24 protein-coding genes are annotated in these 25,915 nt (G+C 47.1%); 9 read left to right on the top strand and 15 right to left on the bottom strand.

Annotated elements, in window-relative coordinates; genetic code table 11:
* Positions 1-13 precede the first annotated feature (13 nt).
* From PV783_RS34265 to PV783_RS34230, 8 genes are all read left to right on the top strand, one after another.
* The gene (locus tag PV783_RS34265; protein WP_420991215.1) at positions 14-847 is read left to right on the top strand and encodes a hypothetical protein; all 834 of its coding nucleotides are present in this window, start codon (positions 14-16) and stop codon (positions 845-847) included.
* A 117-nt stretch (positions 848-964) separates the two neighbouring features.
* A complete protein-coding gene (locus PV783_RS34260; RefSeq protein ID WP_420991214.1) occupies positions 965-1,129 on the top strand; it encodes a hypothetical protein in 165 nt (54 codons plus the stop codon).
* Positions 1,130-1,295: 166 nt separating this feature from the next.
* Positions 1,296-3,023 carry a hypothetical protein gene (locus PV783_RS34255; protein ID WP_420991213.1) on the top strand — a complete coding sequence of 576 codons (1,728 nt, stop codon included), beginning with the start codon at positions 1,296-1,298 and terminating at the stop codon, positions 3,021-3,023.
* Complete coding sequence (locus PV783_RS34250; protein WP_420991212.1) at positions 3,023-11,383, top strand: hypothetical protein; 8,361 nt, start codon at positions 3,023-3,025, stop codon at positions 11,381-11,383. The genes PV783_RS34255 and PV783_RS34250 overlap by 1 nt, the downstream gene beginning before the upstream one ends.
* Before the next feature lie 3 nt (positions 11,384-11,386).
* On the top strand, positions 11,387-11,830 hold the full coding sequence (locus tag PV783_RS34245) for a phage holin family protein (RefSeq protein WP_420991211.1): 444 nt from the start codon (positions 11,387-11,389) through the stop codon (positions 11,828-11,830).
* Positions 11,820-12,500 (top strand): DUF6549 family protein, encoded by a 681-nt coding sequence (locus tag PV783_RS34240; RefSeq protein WP_420991210.1) that lies wholly within the window; start codon positions 11,820-11,822, stop codon positions 12,498-12,500. Before PV783_RS34245 ends, PV783_RS34240 begins: the two co-directional genes overlap by 11 nt.
* Before the next feature lie 3 nt (positions 12,501-12,503).
* Complete coding sequence (locus PV783_RS34235) at positions 12,504-13,004, top strand: M15 family metallopeptidase (RefSeq protein WP_420991209.1); 501 nt, start codon at positions 12,504-12,506, stop codon at positions 13,002-13,004.
* 12 nt (positions 13,005-13,016) lie between these two features.
* A complete protein-coding gene (locus PV783_RS34230; RefSeq protein WP_420991208.1) occupies positions 13,017-13,286 on the top strand; it encodes a hypothetical protein in 270 nt (89 codons plus the stop codon).
* Positions 13,287-13,808: 522 nt separating this feature from the next.
* Here PV783_RS34230 and PV783_RS34225 read toward each other — a convergent pair.
* From PV783_RS34225 to PV783_RS34185, 9 genes are all read right to left on the bottom strand, one after another.
* A complete protein-coding gene (locus PV783_RS34225; RefSeq protein WP_420991207.1) occupies positions 13,809-14,246 on the bottom strand; it encodes a hypothetical protein in 438 nt (145 codons plus the stop codon).
* Positions 14,247-14,252: 6 nt separating this feature from the next.
* Positions 14,253-14,639 carry a hypothetical protein gene (locus PV783_RS34220; protein WP_420991206.1) on the bottom strand — a complete coding sequence of 129 codons (387 nt, stop codon included), beginning with the start codon at positions 14,637-14,639 and terminating at the stop codon, positions 14,253-14,255.
* A gap of 7 nt (positions 14,640-14,646) precedes the next feature.
* Positions 14,647-15,480, bottom strand: coding sequence for a hypothetical protein (locus PV783_RS34215; RefSeq protein WP_420991205.1), 834 nt, complete (start codon positions 15,478-15,480; stop codon positions 14,647-14,649).
* A gap of 42 nt (positions 15,481-15,522) precedes the next feature.
* Positions 15,523-15,828 carry a hypothetical protein gene (locus PV783_RS34210; protein WP_420991204.1) on the bottom strand — a complete coding sequence of 102 codons (306 nt, stop codon included), beginning with the start codon at positions 15,826-15,828 and terminating at the stop codon, positions 15,523-15,525.
* A gap of 45 nt (positions 15,829-15,873) precedes the next feature.
* Positions 15,874-16,152, bottom strand: a complete 279-nt coding sequence (locus PV783_RS34205; protein WP_420991203.1) for a hypothetical protein — start codon at positions 16,150-16,152, stop codon at positions 15,874-15,876.
* Positions 16,153-16,280: 128 nt separating this feature from the next.
* Complete coding sequence (locus PV783_RS34200) at positions 16,281-16,685, bottom strand: hypothetical protein (RefSeq protein ID WP_420991202.1); 405 nt, start codon at positions 16,683-16,685, stop codon at positions 16,281-16,283.
* 34 nt (positions 16,686-16,719) lie between these two features.
* Positions 16,720-16,989, bottom strand: coding sequence for a hypothetical protein (locus PV783_RS34195; protein ID WP_420991201.1), 270 nt, complete (start codon positions 16,987-16,989; stop codon positions 16,720-16,722).
* 13 nt (positions 16,990-17,002) lie between these two features.
* Positions 17,003-21,475, bottom strand: coding sequence for an efflux RND transporter permease subunit (locus PV783_RS34190; RefSeq protein WP_420991200.1), 4,473 nt, complete (start codon positions 21,473-21,475; stop codon positions 17,003-17,005).
* 23 nt (positions 21,476-21,498) lie between these two features.
* A complete protein-coding gene (locus PV783_RS34185) occupies positions 21,499-22,524 on the bottom strand; it encodes an efflux RND transporter periplasmic adaptor subunit (RefSeq protein ID WP_420991199.1) in 1,026 nt (341 codons plus the stop codon).
* A 292-nt stretch (positions 22,525-22,816) separates the two neighbouring features.
* Here PV783_RS34185 and PV783_RS34180 point away from each other — a divergent pair, with 292 nt between their 5' ends.
* Complete coding sequence (locus PV783_RS34180; RefSeq protein WP_420991198.1) at positions 22,817-23,050, top strand: helix-turn-helix domain-containing protein; 234 nt, start codon at positions 22,817-22,819, stop codon at positions 23,048-23,050.
* Positions 23,051-23,094: 44 nt separating this feature from the next.
* Here the strand turns inward: PV783_RS34180 and PV783_RS34175 are convergent, their stop codons facing one another.
* From PV783_RS34175 to PV783_RS34150, 6 genes are all read right to left on the bottom strand, one after another.
* On the bottom strand, positions 23,095-23,676 hold the full coding sequence (locus tag PV783_RS34175) for a DUF6166 domain-containing protein (protein ID WP_420991197.1): 582 nt from the start codon (positions 23,674-23,676) through the stop codon (positions 23,095-23,097).
* A gap of 15 nt (positions 23,677-23,691) precedes the next feature.
* Positions 23,692-24,084: a hypothetical protein gene (locus PV783_RS34170; RefSeq protein ID WP_420991196.1), complete on the bottom strand. Its 393-nt coding sequence runs from the start codon at positions 24,082-24,084 to the stop codon at positions 23,692-23,694.
* 43 nt (positions 24,085-24,127) lie between these two features.
* The gene (locus PV783_RS34165; protein ID WP_420991195.1) at positions 24,128-24,310 is read right to left on the bottom strand and encodes a hypothetical protein; all 183 of its coding nucleotides are present in this window, start codon (positions 24,308-24,310) and stop codon (positions 24,128-24,130) included.
* Between the two features lie 354 nt (positions 24,311-24,664).
* Entirely contained in the window at positions 24,665-24,982 is a 318-nt protein-coding gene (locus PV783_RS34160) for a hypothetical protein (RefSeq protein ID WP_420991194.1), read from the bottom strand.
* A gap of 59 nt (positions 24,983-25,041) precedes the next feature.
* Complete coding sequence (locus tag PV783_RS34155; protein ID WP_420991193.1) at positions 25,042-25,326, bottom strand: hypothetical protein; 285 nt, start codon at positions 25,324-25,326, stop codon at positions 25,042-25,044.
* Positions 25,327-25,328: 2 nt separating this feature from the next.
* Positions 25,329-25,829 (bottom strand): hypothetical protein, encoded by a 501-nt coding sequence (locus PV783_RS34150; RefSeq protein WP_420991192.1) that lies wholly within the window; start codon positions 25,827-25,829, stop codon positions 25,329-25,331.
* Positions 25,830-25,915 lie beyond the last annotated feature (86 nt).

Genomic DNA, 25,915 nt, shown 5'->3' with positions numbered 1-25,915 from the left:
CAAAACTGTTTTTATGCCGTTACCATTACTTGCCATAGGGTTCGGAATTATGGCTGCTGCTGGAGCAGCAAAGTCCATTGTGGGTGCCAGCCAGGCGGCGAAGGCCAAACGCCTTGCTGCCCAAAACCAAAGACCTGATTTTGAGATCTCTCCTGAATACTACCAGAACCAGGCGCTTGCGCAGTCAATGGCGCAAACAGGTTTGCCGGAATCATCCCTGCAATATTATACTTCAAACCTGGAGCGCGGTCTTTCAGGGACCAACAGCGCCGCTTTACAGGCGGGAGGCGGCCCCAATGCTATTGCTTCCGGGTTTGACAGTTACCGGATGGGATTAGGGGAAGTTGCCGCGCGGGATGCGGAAATGAAAAATGCCAACATCCGGTATTTAATTGATCGTAACAGAGATATAGCGGAACAGCGAACAATGCAATGGTCCCTGAACAAATACGAGCCGTACAAAGATACAGCCAGGCTTGCCAGCCAGCTCCAGGCACAGGGTACAGAGAACATATTTAGTGGCATTTCCCAGGTCGGTGGCGCTATTGCGGGCGGCAGTCAAGCCGGTTTGTATGGTGCCGGGTCATTGGCAGGCGGCGGCAGCGGATCTGCTGCAACCCAATATTCTCCTGATCAGCAGGTTTCTCAAATGAATGCAGGATTAGACAGCCAGTTAGGTGCCAGTATGGGCGTACCTAACCTGCGTAGCACTGATGCTTCCGGGTTTGACAGGCAGCAGTTGATCAATGATAGTTTACGTGGTATGGAAAACAGCCCTTACCGCGACTTAATTGAAAGGCGCTTACAACAGGACTATGGCATCATCAATCCTGGAACGGTTGGTTAAAGGAGAACCTTATCCTGGAAAGGATATGGTTGATTTATGCCTATGAAAAACCGCATAAATGCGATGATGAAGGTAAAGCTACAGGGATGGTTTATGAAATGTGTAAATCAAATACAAATGGAAGATAAATATATGCGTGTACGTGATAAAAAGAACAGCAGCGCCATGAGGTTTGCGCTGCTGGATTGCTTCAAAACATTTAGAAATGTTGTTATCACGGGCAATATAACAAAAAAGCTGGTCCCGCAGGACCAGCACCGAACATTCAGCATCATGTATTAATAAAGACAGGTAGTGCGTAGCAATAAGAAATGACAGGACCTAAAGAGAACCTGGCCTTTACGATAAATAATAAAAATCTTTAACACCAAAATGAAAAACCCATCTATCCAGTATAAGACACATTTTATGATCACAAAGGGGGAAGCCCTTTAAAAATATTTTTTGAATGGCAGGACCATCACTATCTGAAATTACCAGCATCCGTGGTGACGCGGCGATAGCGGCAGGGACAGCGCCTACGGCGGCGAACCTGGCAAACTTGCCTGCGGACAACATTGGTCTGCAAATACTGGACAAGGCTGCATCCGCACAGATGCAGGCCAACCGGTACGCGATGGATCAATACTACCAAAACATGAGGGATTATTTTAAAAACTTCAATGACCTGGATGTTAGTGGTATCATGGAGCAGGACTATCCCGAAGTAGTGGGAGAGTGGGCACGGTTAGCAAAGGATGTAGCCGGTAACTATGATGTAGTGATGAACCCCATGAAAGACCTGGATCGCTATAGCCAATTGAAACAGAGAGAAGCATCATTACGCGGCAAGATCGCTCAAAGTAAACAGGACGTTGCATTGAGGCAGATGTACGGCAATTTCATTTCTACACATCAGGATTTCCGTACACCGGATAACCTGGAGCGGTTAACCCGTTTTTCAGATAGTGGTGTTGGGTTGCGTAACCGGGATGATCTGATGAACGTATTGCCGAAATGGGATTTGATGCAGGAGCAGATCAGTAAAGCTGCAAACATTGCAGCGCAGGCAAAGACGAAGGAACAGGATACCGCCCGTCCGTTCCAGACCACCACAGAAATCAACCAGTTCTATAAAGATGCCTATGACGGTGCAGTGAAATCTATGCTGCGTGGGGATGACGCTTACGGGCGTACTATGTCGGCAGCAGTACAGGACGCATTTAACCAGGCCCCTCAATCTGTGAAAACCCTTTATCAGAATGATGATGGTTCTTTCAGGCTGGAGGACTTTGCAGCAGAGCAGTTGTATGGTCCGCTGCGGCAGCAGACCGATATTTCTGTTACCCGTAGTCCTAATCCGTTCAGTGAGATCGCTGCGAGGGGAGAGGAAGAAAGGAAGTCTATTGCGGCGCGCGGTGCCCAGGAACGCGCCAACATGAAATACGGGAAGGATCTTGGCGATGAAGATATTAATAGCCTTGCTTCTGAAATTCCTGTACGCCAGCTTTCCATCTTCGGGTTGCCGAATCAGCCCACTGCTAAGGCCGAAGCGGTTAATGTCAATCAGAAAACTACTGGTGATAAGCAGGCAGACCAGGCGATCAATGAGTTTTCAAAATTATTTAATGTTTCCGGGCTTCCAGCGGAATCTGTACAAGGCGTGCCGCTTACCCTGGATAGCTGGCTGACCAATGCGTACAGTATTCCTGCCGGGAAGCGTACCGTGATCGACCCCAATACCCGGAAGCCGGTAGAGGAAGATAACTACCTACGCCCGCAGAATGCCTGGATAACCACGGAAGCAGACCCCAATGCCCGGAAGGTGGTAGTGCGTTACAAAGATGAAGCCAGTGGCGGCACCCGTGATGTTGTATTGCCGTATGCAGAAAACTTCCAGGTACTTAATAACGTGGTAGGGCAGAGCAATGCGGTGAAGTTAGGCGGCGCGAAAGTGAAGCTGCTAAAGCGTTTGACAGGCGAAGTTAATCCGAATTTCCAAAAGCTATCCGCTATCAGGGAATTTGCCAATCCCAACACTGGAGGTACTACGGTTACCGGCCAGGCTTACGACCAGGCTGCACAGCCTGCACCTGGTCCTGCACCTGCTGCCGGGGGAGTACCGACAAACCCTACTGGTGGCCGCTCCCTGAAATATGAAGATTTCCTAAAGCAGCAAAAACAAGGAGGTAGGTAATGGACGAGAAGTATATACAATGGCTATACGAAAATATGGGTGGTGAGCAGACCTTTGGACAGTATGACACCTTCCGTACCGGGTTACAGACTAACCCTGAATACCGCCGTTATGTGCATGACAGCTTTGCGGACGAGCTGGACCCCTGGGATGACTTTGAAAATAAAGTAAAAAAAAAAGAAGATGGTGGTCCGGTGCCCGTTGGCGCTTCTACTGCGGGTTCAAAGCAGGCTCCTACTTCTATGTGGGTATCAGGAGGACAAGGCCGTGATCTCCTGGGGGAATTGCTAGGACCTACAGTTCTGTTAAACAGGCGGCAGATCGGGGAGTACGCAGCAAAAGGGGGCTTTGTTGCTTCCCAGGAAAAAGGCCGGGAGATTGCAAATGAAATACTGGCAAAGCCGGTTAGTGAAGAACAACGGGATATTGACCGGCTTACAGATTATGTGGCGGTTGGTATGGATCAGATACGTACCAACGAATTTGAGCGCCAGCAAAAACTTTTTTATGAGCAGGGTAAGGATAAAAATTATAGCGATGAAGATCAGCGGTATCAGGCCATCAGCGACCAGACGGCTACGGCCATAAAGGAATTGGGGTACGGCGATGCTGTAAGTTTTGTAAACAATGCTTTAAAGAATAAAGATTACGGTTCCATCCGTAGTGTTATTAACCGGGCCTATGGAAAACAGGCCGATGAAATAAAAAGAAAATATGATTACGACCCGGACGATGATCTTGCTGCGATACAGGTCCTCAAAACCTTTGGTTGGGACGGCATCGCGGATAAAGCTGACAGTGAAATTGCACCGCTCACGAAAGAGAAGGACCGCATTAACTTTCTGGTAGATCGTGTTGCCAGCCAGGATTACGTTGTTAACAATCCTACGATCAGGGAAGATTATGAATATGATGTGGTTGGCGGTAAGCCGATCAATGCGGAGCTGTCCCGCAATCAGTATACCGGCCTGCGGTATCTGAAAGATAATTTCCCTGAAATGTATGATCAGTACAGTATGGAGCTGGCAAAGGCCGCGAACCCGGAGCTGTTTGGAAAAGGAGCGTATGATAAGAACAACCGGGATTATCAGTTTATGATGTATACGCTCGATAAGCGTGGGCAGCAAATCAATGGCCTGGCCTTGACCGATCAGCTCAAAGTCCTGGACAATGAAAAGAGGAAGGTGGATAATATCTATGCTGCCCGCATCAATGATCTTTCACAGCGCATGATGACCACCACGGACTATCAGCAGCGTAAGGATCTCCAGGAACAGATCAGGTCAACGCAAGTGGAATACCAGGGCAACCCTGCTATCCAGGAATATAATAGCGCCCTGGACGGTGTAAAGGAGGCCCAGGTAAACTTTGATGAAAAATATGCCGACTACGCCAACCGTGACCGGGAGCAGATGGTGAAGGATATTTTACAGGATGATGGCAAGTCTATCCTGGGTGAAGTAGGCAACAGGGTCAAATGGCTTTTCCGTAACACCGTTACCGGCGTTGCCAATGTAGCAGGGTTGAATGACTTTGAATTTGGACAATCCCGTAACTATCTGCGTAATATCCGTCTTGCAGAAGAAAGACAGGCAGAGCAATACCAGCCTACATATCAAGCTGCCATGCAGCCATTGTACAAGCTAAATTTTTCTGACCGTGATTACTATAATATTTCCGCGATTAAAAATTCTGAAACGCTTAACAAGCAAGAAAAAGCGGACAAGATCGCTGACTACCTGGAAGCTAACGCCGACCGCATTCGATACGTTGAAAACCCCGAAGCTGGCCGGTCAAACTGGACGTGGGGAGCCATCGGAAACCAGGTGGCAGATGTTTCTACGCAGGTTCTTTACCAGGCGGCACTGACATATCTTACCAGCCGGGCGCTTTCCCCGGTTGTTACTCCTGCTGCCGCTCCTGCCGGTACTGCCGTAGCTGGAGTGGCAGAAGGCGCACTGGCCGGTGAGGCTGGAGCAGCAGCACAGACCTTATCTGCACGTACAGCGACTACTGCACTGCCGCAAAAACTTGCGGATCTCGGCAGCATCATGGGGTCCACATTTGCCACCACTTACCAGCCAGCCTACCAGGATGCGTTACAGTCCGGCAAAAGTGTGGAAGAAGCCAACACCTACGCCAATGAAATTGCCCTGGTAAATGCTATTACAGAAACCCTGAACCCGGATATAGCTGTATTGAAACGCGCTGTGGGTGGCGTGAGGGGAATGAACGCACTGCTGAACGCGGAGAATATCAGCCGGGCTACCAGGTTGCGTACTGTGCTGTCCAACTTTGGCCGGGGATATATAAACAATGTAGGCAAGGAAACATTAGAGGAAATCGCAGCCGCGTACGGCGAGTTTGGAGTTGATCAGCTCCATGATATGAACCAGGACCAGCTTAATACGTTAAGCCAGCGGGTCAAGAATGCGATCATTACCACCGGTATTGGCATGGCTCCCCTGGGTTTTGCATCCGGTGTTACCAGTGCCGTTAATACTTCCCGCTTCCAGAGAGAACAGTTTTATCAGGCCGGACTTTTCCCTTCCATCATTACTGCGGAGATTAACACCTTGCGGGACAATAATACACTGACGGGCCAGGAGGCAGACCGCCGCATCCAGCTTGTCAATACTATGTCCCGTATCATTAATAACCTGCCGGTGCGGGAAGATGGTCGGCCCCTACCTGATAATGCCAAAGTAGATTATGCCAACAACCGTATGTGGATTGCTGACCTGGAACAGCAGTTAGACCGCTCAACTGATAATAACCAGAAGGCTTACCTGACCAACCAGATCACCCGCCTCCAGGAACAGAATGTAAAAATCCTGCGTGGACAACAAGCGGTTGAAGCGCCCGTCCAGACTGAAACAATCCCGCAGGAACCCGCCGCCGGCACAACGCCGGCAGCAGCTTCCACTACCGTTGAAGCGCCCGTCCAGACTGAACAGCAACCGGTAGGAGCCAAATACCAGGAAGGCGATATATTAGAAAGTCCCGAAGGTAACCTGGAGGTAGTTGATCAAACCGGGGATGTGTACACGTTACGGTTGCCTGATGGGAATACAGAACAGTTTACCCCGCAGGAAATAGACGAGCTGGTGCGGCCCCGGAATGTGATCAGGCCCGGCGCTGCTGCTGGCACACAGGAAACCGTACCTGGTACAGAAACCGTTGAACCCCCCGGCCAGCCAGCACCATCCACACAGGAGCAAACCGCAGTCCCGCAGAACCAGCCGCCAGTGCAGCCTACGGAACAACAGCAACCCGAACCAGGTGCCCCACCCAACATATATATTCAACCTCCTGGAGAGCAGACCGGTGCTTCGCAGACTGTTACCATTGGTGAACAGCAACCTGTGGAAGCCAGCCCTGCTACAGAGGATATTGTTTCACCCGTAAATCCAGTTCAAGATGCCACTCAAACACAGCAGCTCCAGGAAAGCATGGGGCCAGAACTTCGGCAAGGAGAGAGCAGCCGGGAAATCACCGGCGCAAGCAGCGAAGATAGCGTACAACGTGCAGCGGGAAGCGAAAGCATCCAACCGGGGGGCGCGCAGGAATCCGCGCTGATACCGGCAACCGGGGAGCAGGCGGCCATAGCGCCGCCTGCTGGTCCGGTGGCAGATGAAACAGGGCAGCAGCCATCTCCAGAAATGGAGCCTGATGCTGGCCCGGTTCAATTGGAATTAGCCTTTCCTGCTGAAACAGTGAAGAACATTAAGCGGATGCGCACCCAACGGCTGATTGATAATATCCTGGCGATTAACCCCGATCATCCTGTAAGGGATAATCCGGGCGAGTATACCCGTCCACAGCTCCAGTCTATTCTTATGGGTGAAATTGCCCGCTCCAATGCAGAGCAGGCCAGCCAGCAGGACCCCGCCGCTGCTCTTGCTGTTCCTGATACGGCTCCTGCCGCCCCGGCGCCGCGCCCGGAAAGTGAAATCTCCATTGCAACGAAGGCATATAATGCTGCCCGTGCCCTGGTTACGAAGAAGCAGGCAGACCTGGATGCGGTCAAAGACACCAGATCACTCGATTATGCCCGCAAAAAGGCCATGCGTGATGCTGCTACGCAAAAGCTACGTGATGCTGAAAATGCCTACGCAAAAGCCCTTAGAAATGACAACACGAAATTACGGCGACAGAAGCGTTCCCTGGGCATATCCCCGGATGCCAATGCGCAGCGGGACGTTGCTATCATTCAGAACTACGTGGAGCTGGCAAAGATATACCTGCGCCGGGGTATCCGTACCCTGGAGGGGTTTGCTGAAAAATTGAACGAACGGGTGAATGAGCATATGCGCCGGGCCTGGGCCGTTGTCAATGAGCAGGAAGCGCCCTTACAGAATGAGGGAGAAACCTACAAAGCATATCTGCAAAGGCTGCGCGCCTGGGAACAGCAGGCGGTCAATGAGGCGGCTACCCGTGGTGATGAACGGACAGCCACCCAGGCCAGGGAACAGGCAGAGGAATACCGGTTAGGGGTACGTAAGATGCAGGCCGGTATAGAGCTGCTTCGCTCTAATATCAATATGCCCCTGCGGGAGTTCAATGATAAGTTGGGCCTGGAGCCGGATGACTACCTGACCTATGTGGCGGCGCTCCAGTATAACATCGACAAAAAAACCATTAAGCAACGTACGGCTGCACAGGTGCTTAAAACCCTACGGGAGAGCGACCCGAAGAAGGTTGTGGCTACTGAAATGCAGTTGCTCAAAATGCAGATGGCAGCTACCGAACGGGGTAGCCGGTTGGGTCATGCAGGTGCCCTGCAGGAAATAAAAACCCTGCGTAGCCAGGTCAATAATATGCTCCGTGATCTGTATGACAGCGGCCTTCTACGCACCGGGACCTTCACGCAAAAAGATCTTGTCCGCATGGGGGCTGTGGTAAATAGCATTCACAATGAGAAGGGACTTGACCGCATGGCAGATTTCATGCAGCAACTCATTGATAACTCCAGCGTCCTCCAGACATTGAGGGAGGTGCGGAGCCTGCAAAACCAGGTTGCCCGGCTGCTGAAATCAAAAGATGTTATCACGGCTAATATGATCAGGAAGGGCCAGGTAGCCGGTGGCCGCTCCGTACTGGAGGCCCTGAAAAATGTAAATCCCCTGGGGATGACTAACCTGCTGCGGTTTAATTCCATCCTGGACAATGTGGTTAATTCTATGAAAGGGAAGGCATCGCTGGAGATCAGCAACCAGGAGATCATTGATTTCCTGGAGCAGCAGGAGCGCATGGATCTGCAACGTTCGGCTGATAATCTTAAATCCCGCTACGAACAAACGGAGCGTATTGCAGACAGCAATAGGGGTGGGCCTTATCGGGTACAGAATGCGTGGCTTGGCAGAGAATTTAATGACAGGGTAGATCAAATCATGAATGACCCGGATACTGATGTTGCTGCAAAGCAATCCAATCTTAACGCCCTGTATAGCACGATAGTGGCTTATGAACGGGAAGTTACTACCGGACAGAACAACCTGGTTGATATGAATGAGATCTACGACCAGATTAAAGCGGGGGCCTATACCGTTGGCACCAAACGGGTAAAGGAAAGCCTTATACCGCAGGTAGCTGCGCAGCAGGATTTTCTGTCTGTAGCCCTGGAAGCGCCAGACTTCAATGCAACAGAGCAGCAGCGTGAATGGGTGAAGTCAATTATATCCCTGGATCTTTCCCGGCTTACCCCAAAGCAGCTACTCCTGCTTAAAAATGTCACGGACAATATCATGGTGAACCAGGATTTTGCTGGTGCCCAGGCGTTTGATGTGATCGCCAAAGCCCAACAGCGTAGCGATACCTTCCACGCCTGGTTTGCAAAGCAGAAGGATGCTTTTAAGATGAAGAACTTTAAAGGCGTGATCGGTAAGTATGCGGAAAGTATCAGTAGCAGCGATCAGATCATCATGGCTATTGCCAATAATGCCAGGGATTTTGCTACCCGGCTGATGGATGTGTCCGGGTTGGGCGATATAAAGGCACTGCACGCCCAGGCCAAACAGGTATTCGACAAAGAGCTGACCCGGCCCCTGAAAGAAATCTATAAAAAGTATCGCAATGATGGGTTAAATACCCCGGAAAGCATCATTAAGCGGTCTATGTTCGCTTATCTCAATGAGAGCAACTACGGCACTCAAAATGATCTACAGGCCGAATTTGACCGCCGTAAATCATTACTGGAGCAGGACTATCTTTTAAAGCAGACAGGGGAGGAAGATGCCCGGCAAGAAGCGGTGGAACTGCGTAAGGTGTACGATCAATATTTTAAGAACGTCAACAGCCTCCAGGCTTTGCGTAGCGGTAAGATCCTGAATACCGGGGAGCAGGCGGTATATGATCTGTTCCGCGATTTTTACGACCGCCACCAGGATCAGTTCAGGCAGACAGTTGAAAGCCTACTGAACAAGCCGTTTCACCAGGTAGAGAATTACGTGAAAGATGGCTACAAGTCACTGGATACTGGCCTGGTGGATGCAGACTTTCAGGGTATGGGAGCCAGCGCCTTCTTTAATGAGCGCAACCCTAACGCTCCATCTACTTCCACCCTCCAGCGCCAGCGATTCTACCGGCTGGAGGATATTGCTGAACCTAGTGAAAGCGGCGGTATTAAATCCTATCGGGTAATAAACCATGCTTTTGATACCGTCCAGTTAAACAATGCTACTGCCATGCTGGAGGATATTTATACCCTATCTGCCCGCCTCCAGGCTGAATATATGATGTCGGACCCCCGCCTGATTGATGCTATCGGTGCCGATAATACCGGACTGCTACGCCGCAATACGGAAAAGCAGATCAAAAGCCAGATGAACCTGTTCCGGCGTGCTGATATGAGCTTTGCCGGTGAGTTTGCGGAAAAGTTTGCCAATACTATTAATCAGATCGGCGTGCGCCAGGTATTGTTCGCCCTGGGCCAGCTCCCTAAACAGTTCATAGATATTTTCCTGAACACCACTGCCAACATGGGTAAGGATGCCCCTATGTTTTTTCAGGCGCTTGGTAAGATGACGACCGACAAAGCCAGTATGGAAAAGCTGCTGGAGCAAAGCGAGATTGCTTTAAGGGGTAAGACGTTCGGCGGTACAAACTGGCTATCACAATCAGCTATGAACGAAATTAAGCAGACCATGAAGCGTTTGGGGGAAAATGCTGAACTGAAAGATGCAGACAAGTTATCATTCCTGGTGGAAGGTCCTGATACCTGGACGGCAAAAGCAGCCTGGCTGGCATATTATGCGCAGTCCCTAAAACGCCAGGGCCATGTTAAAGGATTTGGGGAAGTAGACTGGAGCCAGGAAGCGAAGGATATTAACCGGGAAGCGCGGGACTATGCCCAACTAATGACCAGCACCAGGCTCAATGTGAATAGCAAAGAAAGCCAGTCAGAATTTTATTCAAAGACCTCCGGCATGGGCAGGCTGGCCCAGGTACTTCTGTTTCCCCTCTCCAGCTTTAACATGAATAACTACAGTTTGATGTACCGGGATATTCAAACCCTGTTTTCGGAAGGCACGCAGGAGCAGAAGCTAACGGCGTGGCGCAGCCTGGGTTCCCGTACACTGGCTGAAATGGGATTTCAGATAGTGAGAGCGGGCCTGACATTGGGAGTGAAGGCGGCAGCGGGTGGCCTGCTTTCCAGCCTGGGCATCGCCCCTCCAGATGAAGATGATGACGAAGAAACAAAGAGTAAGAAGCGCCGGGAATGGTGGTGGAAGGTTGCCAGCGAAAGCATTAAGAACCTGGCTTTTTCCATGCTCGGCAATATCAGTGCTGATGTGCTGACCAATGGGGTCAACTGGTTATCTGACAAGGCAGTTGATCAGCCCCTACTGTATCAGCCAAAGAGTAATCCCAATCAGCCGAACCGGAGTTTCGGCATGGCTTCTATCCTGTTTGGTAATTATGAAGATAGCAAGGCTTATATCCGCGACCTGTTTGGCAATGTGGATGCAGATGGCAATCCTGTAGAAGTTACCCCTGCGGAGAAGTTCGTAATAGCTACCGCATTCCTGTCAAATGCTGCCTCCTGGTTTGGCTATGTTCCTGCCGATGTGAAGCAGGTACTTGACCAGGCTGCGAAACAGATTGAGCGCGGTAAGGACTATAAAGATCCATACTACTTCCTGATGAATAACCCGGATGCAAAGCCCCGCATAAAGATAAACGGAAAGGATATAAACATGACAGATGAACAAGCGGAATACTTCAAAGCACAGCAACGCTATCACCTGGAAACACTAAAGAACCTCACCTGGACAGATCAGTATAAAAAAACCGAAGCTACCAGCAGGGCCAAAGCGGATCTGCAACAGCGATATGGGAAGTCCTTAAAAACGAAGTAGGCTATGGAACTTGAAATCAATGACCGGTTCGTAACCGGTATACGGAACATCAATATTGTATGGCCCAATACTACCCTGCTGGTGTGGGTATACGTTGCAATGGTATTCGACCTGGTAACGGGCGTTGCAAAATCCATTGTATTGAAAATGATACGTACTTCCACTGGCATGATGGATACATTGAAGCGGTTTATCCAGTACACGGGGGCCATCGTGGCCGCTATCATCCTGGCGAATGTGGCACCGAAGGACAACCTGGTTACTGGTTACATCAGCGATGCCCTGCTGGTACTGATTATATACATAGAGGTCTTTACCATATTCGATAACCTCAAAGCGATTGACAACAATAGCCTATTCTCCAAATACTTCATTACGCCCATTTTAAAACTGCTCACTTTTTCCTTAAAGAAAAACACAGCGCAAAATTCAGAAGATGAAAAATAGTATCCTGTTCGGCCTGGCCGTGGCATTGATTGTATTATCGGTGCTACAATACCGTAGCTGTTCCCGCGAAAAGAGCCTGACCAGTGTAATCAACATGAAGAACGATAGCATCCGTATCTGGCAGGATGATGCAAGCCGCTGGCATGGAGAGGCGCTGACTGCGCAGGTAACGAAGGCAGACCTGCAACAGTTCTTTGCAATGGAAGTGGAACAGATCAGGAAGGACTTTGATGTGAAATTGAAAAATGTGACTGCCTATATGCAGGCCACCACGGACACCCGCGATACTGTCCTGATGAAAACGGACAGCACCACGAAGATCATTATCCAATCGCCATCAGGCGATACCGCGAAATTCCAGTATACAGATCAGTGGTCCCGGTTCGATGCTGTTCTTACTCCCAAACAGATGCAGCTTTCTTACCTGGTCCGGGATTCTGTTTCTTTTGTTACTGCATATAAACGGGCGCGCCTGTTTGCCCCACAGCAGCTTACGCTGCAAGGTATCAGCTATAATCCCAATACCCGCATCAGCGGCATCAGGAACATTACCATTACTCCACCTGTCAAACGATTTTCTGCCGGGCCTTACATTGGCTACGGCTGGACCGGTTCAGCCTGGGCACCATCCATAGGCGTGAGCATACAATATTCACTACTTAAATTTTGATCAATGGACAAGATTACTTTAACACGTATCCAGCTACTTCACCCGGCAGTAAGGGATAGCGCCCTCCGGGTATACGAGCTGGCCGAAGAAGCCCTGGCTGGCACCGCCTCCCTACGGTTCGCCCAAACACTAAGGACCTTTGAAGATCAGGCGGTTCTATATTCACAGGGCAGGACTATAGAGGGGCCGGTAGTAACGGACGCGGTAGCGGGTAAGAGCTGGCATAACTATGGGCTTGCATTTGATATAGTGCTGCTGATAAAGGATGCCTCCGGTAAGGTCACTGCGACCTGGGATATGCGTACGGATTTTGATGGAGATAAGGTGCCTGACTGGAGGGAGGTAGTAAACATTGCTAAGGCCGAAGGTTGGGCCTGGGGCGGGGAGTGGAAGAAGCCGGATAATCCGCACTTTGATAAGACCTTTGGCCTTAAAATTTCAACGGCACTGGCCCGGTACAATAAAAGGGATTTTATACCAGGAACAAAGTATATTCGTATTTAAAAAATGCGACCTATGTTAAGACCTATTTGTTTCTTTATCCTGCTGCTGGCTATCAGTTGCGCCGCAGTAAAGCACCGGTATTATATGGGCATGAGTGAAACCGAATGGAAGAAGAAGAACATGAGCTACCGCGTGGTAGAAATGAATGAGAACGGGACCGTATACCGGATACCCAATACCACCGGTGCCCCATCTTTTGTGTATTTCGATAAGAACGGTAAGCTCGTGAGAGTTACCGAAGGACAGCGCGGGCCTGATGTAATAATAGAAAATCGGCATTAGTAATTGACTTTCAATGTTATATAAATTGCCGAAAAGAAAATTCCTAAAATGTCAGTACGTTAGGCAGAGTTGTTCGTTTATATAATAGATAGGGAGCTATACCATAGCAGCAGATAAAAAATATTTTCAAAACGTCGGTACTTTTTACGGAGTTGATCGTATTATATATAAGGGGGTCAGGGAAATACCTGACCTTTTCCCTCGTCTTAATAAGGGCAGTCATATATGGCTGTCTTTTTTTTTCAAACAGAGTAGTACGTTTGGCCGGTTTAACCGTTTTATACGCAAGGGGTCGGTTGGAAAATGGGTGACCCCTTTCCTATCTTATTTTCTTCTCATTAGAAGAAAGACGGTTAGATTCAGAGGCAGTCAGTCCTGGCTGTCTTTTTTTTAATAGAGTAGTACGTTTTGCGGAGTTGACCGTATTATATACAACGAAATAGACGTGAGAGGTGTGTCGAGAGTTTAACGATATTCCGGCAATCGGGGGGACCTTCACGGGTTCCCCTCTTTTTAATAGGGTTATATTTTTTTCACATGCTTTAGATACTGTTCAGCAAACTGGCTGGCCGCAACGAAGATCGCCGTCATGTAATCCCTGTCGCCTGCTATAATGATGTAGTGTTTTCTTATTTGCTTTATCCTGGAAGTGATATTAACTTTTGTATATGGATAGCCCTCATGGTTGGGATGGGAATCGCACATTTCTATTTTAAAATAACCAACCAGGTTGCAGGTATAAAGAAATTGCATTAGGATGGCCTGCCATTTAGGATTGCTCTCAAAGCACAGGCTGTCCGCAGTACATACCGGGCCGGTTAACTCGTAAGGGTTTAGTATTTGTGCGTGGTGATCAGCCGGGATGGAATACAAAGGAGATCCGTTAACAATTTCCATTTCTTTCCATCCAAGCATCCGGGCGATCAGCACATTTTTCTTTTGGATAACAGCCTTGTTCATTTTTAGCTACGCCGCAAAATTAAATTCAGGTACATGGTCATGAACCTCATTACAAATATCCTGCATTCGGTTAGTAGTAGGCCACTTACGCGCCGCGATGGCTGCTTCGATTTCTTCTTTTGATATTACCTTTAGAATTAAGGCTACTACAATGCAAACAAAATTCGCCATCTTCCTTTCCGTCAGGTAGGCGTATATTATCCAGATACTACTGCCAGTTAATTCAAAAAGTGCAAGCGCGTCCAGTACAAGGGTGGCCCCCGCTTCCGTTGGATAGATGTTGTTGATATGGCTGTTCATCTGAACCAGCACCGTACGGGTGCCGGGAATGTTTTGGGATAATATTTCAATCCCTGTCTTTACGTTGTCCGTCTGCACGTTTAAGCATTTCATACTCAAATCATTTATAAATATATTCTGTATCTACTTCTGTCCCTCTTAGGTTTGCGCCTTTATTTAGCCGCGTGTTTACAAATTCAAAAATGCACTTCGCTATAAGCAGGTTGCCACCTTTTTTTTCAAAAATACTCTGCTTGCCACGCCTCGGCTCTTTCAGCGTGTAGCCGAAGTTGTTCACGATTTTTTCTTTAGTGTTTTCAGAAAGAGCGTTCAGGTCAATGAGCAACGGATCATGGTCAACTCGACTACCCCAACAAATGAAAAACGCCGTTTCGCAGATCTCAACATACGACATTCTTTTATCATTTGGCATTTGCAGATATGTCCTGCCGGTACTGGCAAGTTTTACCAGGAATGGCACAGAAGCAGGGCTTATTCGTTCGCAAATAGTGCTATTGTAAGCAGCCGTAAAAAGGTGTGCATAGGTGGCAATAAGTGAAGGTTCCATATCATAGGAAGCCTTCGTAAGATTAAACAGGGTAATTGCATCATTACCACCGGTGGTAATATAAAATTCTTCACTGCTTTGGTCCTGAATGACCTGGAGCTGATCAGGTCTTTTAAGCTCATGATCAGTAATGGGACCTGTTTTCAAGCCCTCCAGCATTTCCTCAAAGGGTTCATGTAGCAGCCGGTTAAGGAATTGGCTAAATACACTGCGATCTTCTGGTGACAGTTGCATGTAAAAGGCTATATAGTCATGGTCGAATTGCTTCTCCAGCGCCATTCTTTGAGGTATAGTATACGTAGGGAAAGCCAGATCCACAACATCAGCAATGTGGGCTGTTTTGATTTTTTTAAGAACGTCAAACACTTGTCCGAAATCAATATCCATATTTTGTGGGGATTAATTAGGTTGGTTGAAAAGGTTAGGAATTTAATGGTTTAAAAGGGGTACAGTAGATAACGCTATCGCGCCGGGAACCCGAAGCCAGGTAACCTTCCTGTCATCCGGCATTCTGTTTCTTTGGTATATGTGTAAGGAAGAACAAAATAATGCAGTATCATGTCCTGGAGTTTCTACTACAGCTACAATATCCTCATACCACACCTGGCCCTGATCAATCAACTCCAGTTCGGTGTCCAGTATTGTAGATGCGCCAGGAATACTTAACAGATAAAAGACTTTATCGAAAGCGCCCAACTTACTACCATCCGGCATATGATTTATATATCCACTCATATATAAAAAATTATTCACCTAAATTCGGATAGGCAAGATACTGAATTATTCGATCAGGAAATCACTGTACTGCTCATTATTAAGCTGTTTCATAAAGGTTACCATCACACTGCGGAGCTTAAATTGATCTTTCAGGTTTGCCACTAAGATAGCAAGGGGTGGGATAGAAAGGTTAGTAGTAACCGTTACTACCCCCATCGTGCCGGTTAGGGACGGGAAAAGGAATGTGGCTTTTTCTCCATAAAAGCCTATAGCCCAATGAGTTTCATCCCGTGAAAAGGTGTTAGGAACATGAATGTAGAGGTCGGCAAACGGTTGTTGCATTTGAAAAAAGGATTATATTTGAAATGATCCAACTGCCGGGCATGGCTGTTGGGTGAAAGGCCGAAATGATAAGGGACCTTCCTACCAGGAAGGCCCCTTTTTTATGGCAATTGTAGGTCAAAAAAGACTTAGTTATTGGCCGGATGCCCATTGCCAAGTCCAGTAGCTTTCTCAATAGCTGTCTGCATCTGATCGTAAAAAACCACACCCTTTATAATACTGTGAAGCTGGAGGGTACAGTCCGCATATTCTTTTTCTTCATCCAATGCTTTACAAAAGATTAGTGCAGCCCCATAGTATACGTAACCATTTAGGGAAAAGGAACAGTTTTCATTGTACATACCTTCTTCATCCACATACATATAATGCGGCGCTTCTACTGCATATACGTCAAGCTGCACGCTCTCGCAGTGCAACAGTTTATATACTACTTCCAGGCTGTCATTGTTGGGTATCAGTACATCAGTTATCGTCTGCGCCTGCGGGTTTATACAGATAGCTCTTACGGTATCCGGTGGGTTTGTATTTTCCATATAAAGTGAGTTTACTTTGTTGTATAAGTCTTTGCTATTTCAGCGGCACAGCCCATGCAAGGCTTTCTCTTTCATCTGGCGGCATCAAATTGTTTAAGAATACATTCAGCTCCCGAACATGGGGCATATCCAGTTTGGGGATCAGCTCCAGGATGTTACCGCTTTCAGGGAACTTTGACAGCAGGTGTGCCCGGTGATGATCAGGATGTTCCTGAAAGCATTCGTTAATAATGCTTTCAGGTGAGTATTTCCTAAGCCTTTCCATGATGACTGATACTACCGCGAAGTTGATTACATCGTTCATGATAAAAGTTTTTTTAAAAGTAAATAGTATCGGTTGATAATTTGTCACGTAATGCCTTGATATTGTGTAAGTTGATGATAGCATTTATCAGTCCGGTCTGCGCTTGTTGCCAAAGCACCTGTGCTTCCAGTACATCTTTCCCTGTAGTAGTGCCAGCTTTGAAACGGTCGTCACTTAGTTTGAGATTTTCTGATGCCTGGAGTAAAGAAGCGCGCGCCAGCTCTACCCGTTGGACCGCTTCATCCAACTGCATATTAACCTGGCGCTCATGGATGGTAAGCTGTTCTTTTGCTTCGTCCAGTTGTAGCTGCTGCATAGCTATCCTATGCTGCTGGCTGGAGATCTGCTGCCGCTTCATGCCCCAATCCAGAATAGGAATGCGCAGGCTAATCATGCCATATCCGGTGGCAAAGTTATTGTCCGGTAGTATACCACCCCCATTATTTTTTCCGGCAAAATAAAGCCCATTAAGGGATAGGTTTATCTGTGGCAGTAACTCTGCTTTTAGCTGGTGTTCCTTGATACGTTCTATTTCCAGCATGTGCTGAAACACGGTCAATTCTCCAGGGTAAACAAATTTCTCTATCACCTTTTCAACTGTAGGGGTAGGAGCATGTATACTTATTGTATCTGCCGGGGTCAGATCTGTGTCCGTTCCCAACCCGATCAACTGCGCCAGGATCATTTTTGATAATTGAAGATCATTGGTTGCCTGGTTGATTGCCAGCTCACATTCATTTAGCTGAACCCCGGCACGTAAAAGATCATTCTTATAGCTCACCCCAGCCTCATAAGAATTATTAAGATCATTATACAGAGCCTTTACTTGCGTTTGGAGTTGATAGGCCAGCTTTACTTTGGATGTAGCAGCCACGATATTCCAGTACGCCTTCACTATCTCATACCGCATTCCGTGTATTTGTAGCTGCCATTTATCACTAGCCATTGCATTCAGTTCCCTGGCTTCTTTTTTACTAAGATTAATCTTGCCACCTGTATAAACAGGCTGCTGAATACTTACCATCGTATAGCCGCCGTATCCGGGAAGTACCTGGCTTAATGGTTTCGCCAGATAGAAAGCAGAAGCATCGCCGGTAACCGTTGGAAGGGCTGCTTTTGTAGCCTGCTTAATCATCGGTTGAGTTATAGCTATTTCTTCGTCTGCAATTTTTAAGGTTTTGTTCTGGTTCCGCGCAATTTTAAAACACTGCTCCAGTGTTAACACCTGTTTCCCCTGATCTCCAGGCACAGCAACCTGCCCCTTAACAGGTGATGATGCCAGCATAAAGAAGGGTGCCAGTATCATCAGGATAATAGGCGTTGACAAATGGGGCATCGTGATATGTTTTGTTGTGTTGGGCAGTTCGTGATCTTGATTATTTGCTGGCTTCACAAACCGCCAGTATAAAACAGGGATTACGAATAACGTCTGGAACATACTAACCATAGATCCAAAGGCCACAACAGAGGCCAGGGGTGCCCACAAGGGGGAGCGTGTCATGATCATTGGGATAACGGCAATCGCAGTTACAATGGAGGTAAGGAAGATGGGGCGCATTCTCCGCTTTGCTGATGCCATAGCCGCATCGTGGATGGAAAGCCCGCCCTTTACCAGATCATCCGCATAGGATACTTTAATCAGCCCGTTCCTGATCACCACCCCTGTCAGGCTGTCAATACCCATATAGCTGGTGAACCCAATCGGATTACCGGTTACCCATAAACCTAACATCGCGCCGAACAGGCTTAATGGGAATGTAGCAAGGACGATCAGGGCTTTGGTAATGGACTTATAGTAAAAAAGTAGTAGCAGGAAAATGGCTAAGATGCTTGCCAGCAAAGCGATTGTCATGGGTGGCATGTTTTCGTCCACAGATTCCGCTTCCCCGCCGAAGGTTATTGTATAGCCGGGCGGCAGTTTGATCTGGTTGATGTATGGGCGTATGGCATTGATGATCTGCGATGCCTTTATTTCCTGTTGGGCTTCGGCCATAACAGTAAGGCAGCGCAGGCCGTTCCGGTGTACGATGTTTTCTGTATGCCAGGACTGCTTCAATGTGGTGATTTCCCGGAGAGGAACCTTACCATACGGGCCTGTAACATAAATATCCTGGAGGGATTTAAACCCATTACGGTTGCTTTCATCCAGTCTTAATAGCAGATCTACTGGTTTATTGCCTTCCCAAAGGGTAGATGCTGGTATCCCACGTAAGCCTGCTCCCAGGGTATTAATGATATTGGCATTGGTAATGCCTGCCTGGGCGGCTTTTTCTGTTTTCGGCTCCAGGGTAGCACCATAGTAGTCCTCGCCATAATCTGTCCGTATCCAGCTCGTACCTGGTGCGCGCCTCATTATGGTGGCAACCTGCCTGCCAATTTGGGTCTGCACTTCTATGTCAGGCCCGGTAATACGGACCTCAACAGGTGCCACGGTTTGTGTGAAATTCAACTGCCGGACATGCACGTAGCCACCAGGAATGAAATCGGCAAAGAGCTGGAAATATTCTGCGGCTATTTCCTTTGTGGCTGCATCGCTGATCGTATTGATGAACACCTGTGCATGGTTCTCTCGCGGAGCCTGTGGCGCATAGGTAACATGGATGCGGGGGGAGCTGGTGCCGATGAAGCTGGCCGTATTGGTGATACGTTTATCCTTTCTTAGTATCTGTTCTATTCTCCTGACAACAGAATCGGTTGCTGCCAGTGAGGCATTCGGGGGTAGGGTGACCTCCAGGTTGAGCTGCGTCCGGTCAAAGATGGGAAATAGTTCTTGCTGAATAAGAGCAGCCGGTATTTTTATCTTTTCTGCCGGTTTGGTAGGAGGCACCTGGCCGACCATTGCCAGGATAATTGCCAGCAATACGGATGCGCCACCGGCCAGCAGGGTTGCCCTGGGATTGCGAAAGCATTTTTCAACCAGGGCATCAAAGATCTGCTGTGTTCTATCCAACAGGCTTCTCTTTACTGGCGCGCCATTCCCCTCTTTCTTTAGGCCCTTCCGCACAAAGGTGTAGCACATCAAAGGAGTAATGAAGATGGCAACGGCCTGTGAAACAATTAGCGAAACCGCAATACAGATCGGCAACGGCTGCATGAACTCACGGGCAAGACCGGTAAGAAAAAACTTTAGCGGCAGGAAAGTTAATATGATGGCGGCAGTAGCTACGCTAATAGGCAGAAACAGGCCATAAGCAGATGACCATGCTGCATTCCATCTGCTTTCTCCGGCATCCAGCTTCTCCAGGTAGGAATCAACCACCACTATTGCATCATCCACGACCATGCCCAGGCAGATAATGAGGCCAGCCAGGCTTACCTGGTGCAGCTCTATGCCTAAAAGATTGAGGATGCCTATTGCGATAAAGATGGAGATAGGTGCAACGGCGGCAGGTATAACAGCAATCCTGAATGGGAGCATGATCATTACCACCAATATTACGGCGGCAATGGCAATGCCAAATTCTACCAGGAAGTGATTGATGGTGGAAGCTACAAATTTAGACTGGTTGACAATTGTGTTTACCTCCACGTCAGGCGGCAGTGACTTTCTGATTTCAGCAATCCGCTGTTCCAGTGTGTGCCCGAACTGCACCACATTATTGCCTGGCTGCATGGTAATTGCCAGCATCACAGCCCGGTCATTACCGAACCGGATATATGATACCGGTTGCTCATAGCCACGTTCAATTCTGGCAATGTCTTTCAGCCGGATTGCATTACCCTGCGGCGTATTGTAGATGATCTGGTTACTGATTTCAGATATATCCTTATACCGGTTGTCCGAAAACAAAGGAACGTTGTCAGATGATAGGGTAATCTCTCCTGAATATGCGGTGCTGTTCTGCGCCTGTAAAACCTGTACTATTCTGTTAAAATCAAACCCATACAGACGTAGCTTGTTATCCAGGATGGTGATATGTATCTGTTCTCGCTGCTCTCCATACCGTTTGATCTGCGCGATTGCCGGAAGCGGTTTGATACCGTCCTCAAATTTATCCAGGTAACTTGCCAGCTCCCCATAGCTGCGGGATGGGGAAGATAGTGTAATAAGATGCGCCACCACATCCGCATAGCCGGAGTTCACGACAGGACCAACCACACCGGCAGGTAATCGTGGGCGCAGGGTAGTGTTTATGCCATTCTGCAAGGTGTTCCAGAATAGCTTTGTGTCTTTTACCCATCCCTCCAGCTCCACCGTAATAATGGCCTGTCCTGCTTTGGAATAGGATACTGTTTTCCCCTTCCGCACTTCCTCAAAGCTGAATATATATTTCTCGATCAGGTCAGTGACCTGCTGCTCTACCTGCTTTTCATCTGCCCCAGGATAGAAAGCGATCACTTGCGCCTGTAACACCGTAATTCGTGGGTCCTCTGCCCTGGGCATGGTGAGCAGTGAGTAGACACCCAACGCTACCAGTATAACAGTTAATAAAATTGGCACCGGTCTATTTGCAATAGCCCCCTTTATTATTTTAATCAAAAACATTATGCACTCTTTTGGTAAGGGAATCAAAGGCTTACTGGATCGCCTTCGTTTAGAGATTGTTGTCCTGCGGTAATTACCCTGGAGCCTGGCCGCAGGCCGCTTGTTATAACAACAGTGCTATCGGTATGCTCACCCACCTGCACATCAGCTCTTTGGGCTTTATTGTCAGGGGTCAGGGTGTAAACAAAATTATTGCCATTTATCCCTTTGATAAGTGCGCCCGAAGGAATGGCAATTACGTTGCGGGGGCCTGATGTGCTGATGCTCACGTTAGCCAACATACCTGGTAATAACTTTCGGGCAGGATTGTTAAGCATAATCTTTACAGTATAGGTACTGCTGGCGGCATCTGCTTCGGGATTGACGATGGTTATAGTCGCAGGTAGCTCTTTGTCCACGGTAGGGATGATTACCTTACACGCCTGGCCTACAGAAATTCTGCCGATCTCACCTTCTGGTACGCTGATATTGGCATATACCTGGTCTGTATTGATAACGGTAAATGCAGGTGCGCCAGGGGAAACATAGGTTCCTTTCTCGATACAGGCTGTTATAATTCCGGTTGATGGGGCAGCGACTTTGGTGTTTGCCATGTTTAACTGCGCTGTTTTCGCAGTTGCTTCTGCCTGCTGTAGCTGTAGCTTGGCATTGACATAATCTTTTTCCGGCAGGCTTCCTTTAGCGTATAGTTTTGCATACCGATCCAGTAAGTCCTGAGCTTTTTCCTGTTCAGCATAAGCCGCGTCCAGTTCGTACTTGTATTTAAAGGGATCTATGGAGGCCAGCAAGTCCCCGGCCTTTATATAGTTCCCTTCTTTTACAAAGACATTATTTACGCGCCCGGATGACATGAAGGAGATTTCCACTCTTGATTTTTCAGTAATCTTTGCTGAATACGAAAGCCCACCATACAAAGTTGTGAGCTTTACTTCTGCTACACTGACCTTCGGCGGGTGAGCTGGTTCTTGTTCAACATAATTGCCACATGCCATAAAAACTATGGGATGCAATAGGCAAAAGGGCAGTAACCGTGTGATATGTTTACACATCTGGAGTTCGTTTTGGTGAGGAAAATGGGATTGTCAGGGGTGATGCTACATTAGCATCGGGGTTGTATTAGCAATGTCCCGCTTATTCATGGGTATTAGATAACATATGTGCCAAAGCACACATTCGATAAAATAATTATGTTATCTCTACTAAATACCAATACTTTAATCTATCTTTCGGTTTCATTATTGGGTTTTTTATCCATTGAAGATAATTAAATTTGACAAAAACACATAACTATAGTTATGTGTTTTCCTTTTGCCATTGGTCTTGATTCGCTCCAAAAATGTAATGGCGAACCAGGCTGCAATAGATAGGTATATAATCGATAGGGTGAGAGCAAGACGGATAGAACTTGATATTTCACAGGAACATCTTTCCTTTTTGGTGGGTAAGTCGGAGGGATATATCGCTCAATTTGAGAGCTATAAAAGGGGGAAGCACTTTAGTACCAGGATGTTAAATGAACTGGCTAAAGCGTTGCAATGTTCCCCCAAAGATTTTATGCCCGAAATGCCCTTTTGAAAAAGTGTCCTAAATAAAATAGATCTGTTCAACCCCGTGACGGATTAATCCATGTTCTGCGCTGCCTTTATCTTATCGCTATGCTCCCGTAAAAATTCAGTTAGATCTATTGTTTCCTCAAAAGATTGTTCTTGCGGCCAGTTTGCAACGAACTTAAATTTGAAATCCTGGAATACTGCAAGGGCTATTTCCTTTGACTTAAATAAATGCAGGCAGATGGCCAGCGCACTCTGCGCTGGCCCGCTACCTCCATACCCCCAATTAAAGCCGGTCGGGCTTTTATTCCAAACCTTTAAGCTCGGCTCTAACGGGATAGGATTATCGTCTACAAATAGTCTGTTACTATCTTCATCGGAGTACAGACCCTTGATCACATACTTGTTTTTGGAAAGTTTCATTTCATCTGATATTAACGGTTGATGTTTGCTGTTGATATTAATGGGATCGTGGTTTGAATTTGCTATGCTATCCCGTTCATTCCAAATAACGGGTCGGCTAATATTGTGCATGTGTATTTCAAACCACAACCAACCGCCTCCTAAAATGGTAACCACAAAGGCAACACATAAAGTTAAGACCCACCAGGGCGGTTCATATACTTTAGAAGTTTCATTATCAGTTACCATATTGGAGGTTTTGATTTATGCAGGTTTCGCAGATCTAATCAATCTGTCTTTTATCCTGGAATAAAAGGTCTGTTGTTCCTGAACAGGTGAATCAACCTTGCGGTTGTATACCTGGTGAGCCAGGTGATCAGCCGCCGTTTCAGACATAAAATTATTACCTAAACAAAAGGTCTTTTCAAACATCCCAACGCTAGGCTGGACTGCAATAGGATGGGCGAAATGAGCATTGCCATTTAGAGAGAACAAAAACATCTTGAATATTTTTTTTGCTTCGCTTTTACTGTTCGCCTGAAAGCTGTATACAGTATCCGTTACGGATATACGTTCATGGTACAGCCTAAAATAATAATCCTTTGTTGTCCCCTTCGTTCTGCGAAATAGCAGTTTGAAAAAATTAAGTAGTTTCATCTTGTAGTATTTGAAGTGTATAAAAAACGGTAGTTATCTGCGCTTAATGCCCGGCAGGCCCGGAAGTACGGGCAGGTCGATAAGGATTAGCAGCAGCTCCTTCTTTAACGATTCGTTCATGTTTTAATCGTTTAATGTGAGTGGTAATAATTGTATAGACGATGTTAATGGCGATCAGGGTTATGATGCCACCAACGATCCACTGTTGTAACCTTGCTTGTTTCATCTTATACTTTAAAATAGTCATCGACAAATGCACATTGCTCCAGGCAGCTCCAGTATATTCATCAGATCATTTGGGGATGCTCGTTTAATATTTTGGGATCGGGCAAAACATACACACCATTCTGACAGGGGTGTAGATTAAAATAAAGTGTATAAGGTTGCCCTTTAATCTTCTCCTGGTATTCAACCGGAGAATTGACCAGTAGGCATTCGCTTTCCGAAAGCCCGTATTTCTGCATAACCTGGTCAGCCGGTATAAATTCCTGCTGACCATCAGGTGATTTTATATAGCCGCCATGAACCACAAACTGTATCATACCTTAGTCAGTTGTGTAGATTAACAAATAGCCCCTGCTTACTGTTCGTTCTTCAAAACAGGTAAATTCTTTTCAACATAAGCCGTAGCTTTATTATAACATTCGTTGTATTCCTCTAAGTGCGGTCCGTCCCCTAGAACACCCATCACTTCACCAACCCCTCCAGTAAACCCTAGCCTACCATACTTGTGAGCATGATCGAAAATGATCATGATCGCATCCTCTGTAGGAAGATCCGCAATATCGGCAATACTTTTTTTATACATATGGTATGCAAGCTCTCTAATGAAATAACTCTTTGTCACATCTACGGTTACAGGTATCTGAATAATACCTTTCCTCTTATTTAATTTCATTTTGAGCCACATTTAAAATCTTGCAGGCTTACGGGCCAGCAAGTAAAGTCAGCATAATTTTACTTATGGTTTTCCAAACCTGATAGGTCTGCAATCAGATCGTACTGCTTTACGTATACGTGCGTTTCGCCCTGGATGCTGACCTCTATTACAGCGAATGGTGAATAAAGTACAAGCGTGCCCTCTTGTATAGGCGCGCCATCATATTTTTTAATTATAGTACCGGTGTTAGCTTTTCCTGCTGCACTTGGCGGAATAATAATGCCATGTGCCGATTGGGTGGCGACTGGCCTGGGTTTGACCAAATACCATTCATTGAGTGGTTTAAGTGTTATCTCTGCCATGTTCATTGTTTTTTTCGTGAAGCCTTGCTGTTCTTTGATCGTAGCAGGTGTTTGTATTTATGCAATGGGATATACTGTACTGCACCAAAGTGCAATATGTCATCCTTGTTAATAGTATTATCACTGATCAACCAATGCACAGCCTGGGCGGTTGATCCACGCTTCTTTGCAAAATCAGGAATGGTTAAGTGACTAAGCAGAAAGCGCATTAGTTCATTTTCATTAAGATCATAGTCCCGTGTGTCAATTTCAACAGATGACGGCAGCAGATGATGATACTTATGCAGAGGGATATACCTGCGGGTGCGATACCAAAATAGATCTTCTTCTTTAATGCCGTCCGGCTTCCCGATAAGTTTGTTTATACTTTGCGCGCTTTTTCCACGCAGCTTTGCAAACTCTGGTACGGTAACATGATTGTCCAGAAATCTTTTAGTTTCCTGTGGGTCGAGATCAAAGCCAGTCGTATCAATTGAGGGATAATGTTTTATACTATGAGCCATTCTTTCTGTTTATCAACCACAATTTAACAAAGTCTATGCAATAAAAAAATCTTTCAGATGAAATTGAAAGCAAGCTGACGTATATA

The organism is Chitinophaga sp. CC14, assembly GCF_048957795.1.
Taxonomy (GTDB): domain Bacteria; phylum Bacteroidota; class Bacteroidia; order Chitinophagales; family Chitinophagaceae; genus Chitinophaga; species Chitinophaga ginsengisegetis.
Note: the sequence above shows the minus strand (reverse complement) of the source record. Positions and strands in the feature narration are given on the sequence as shown.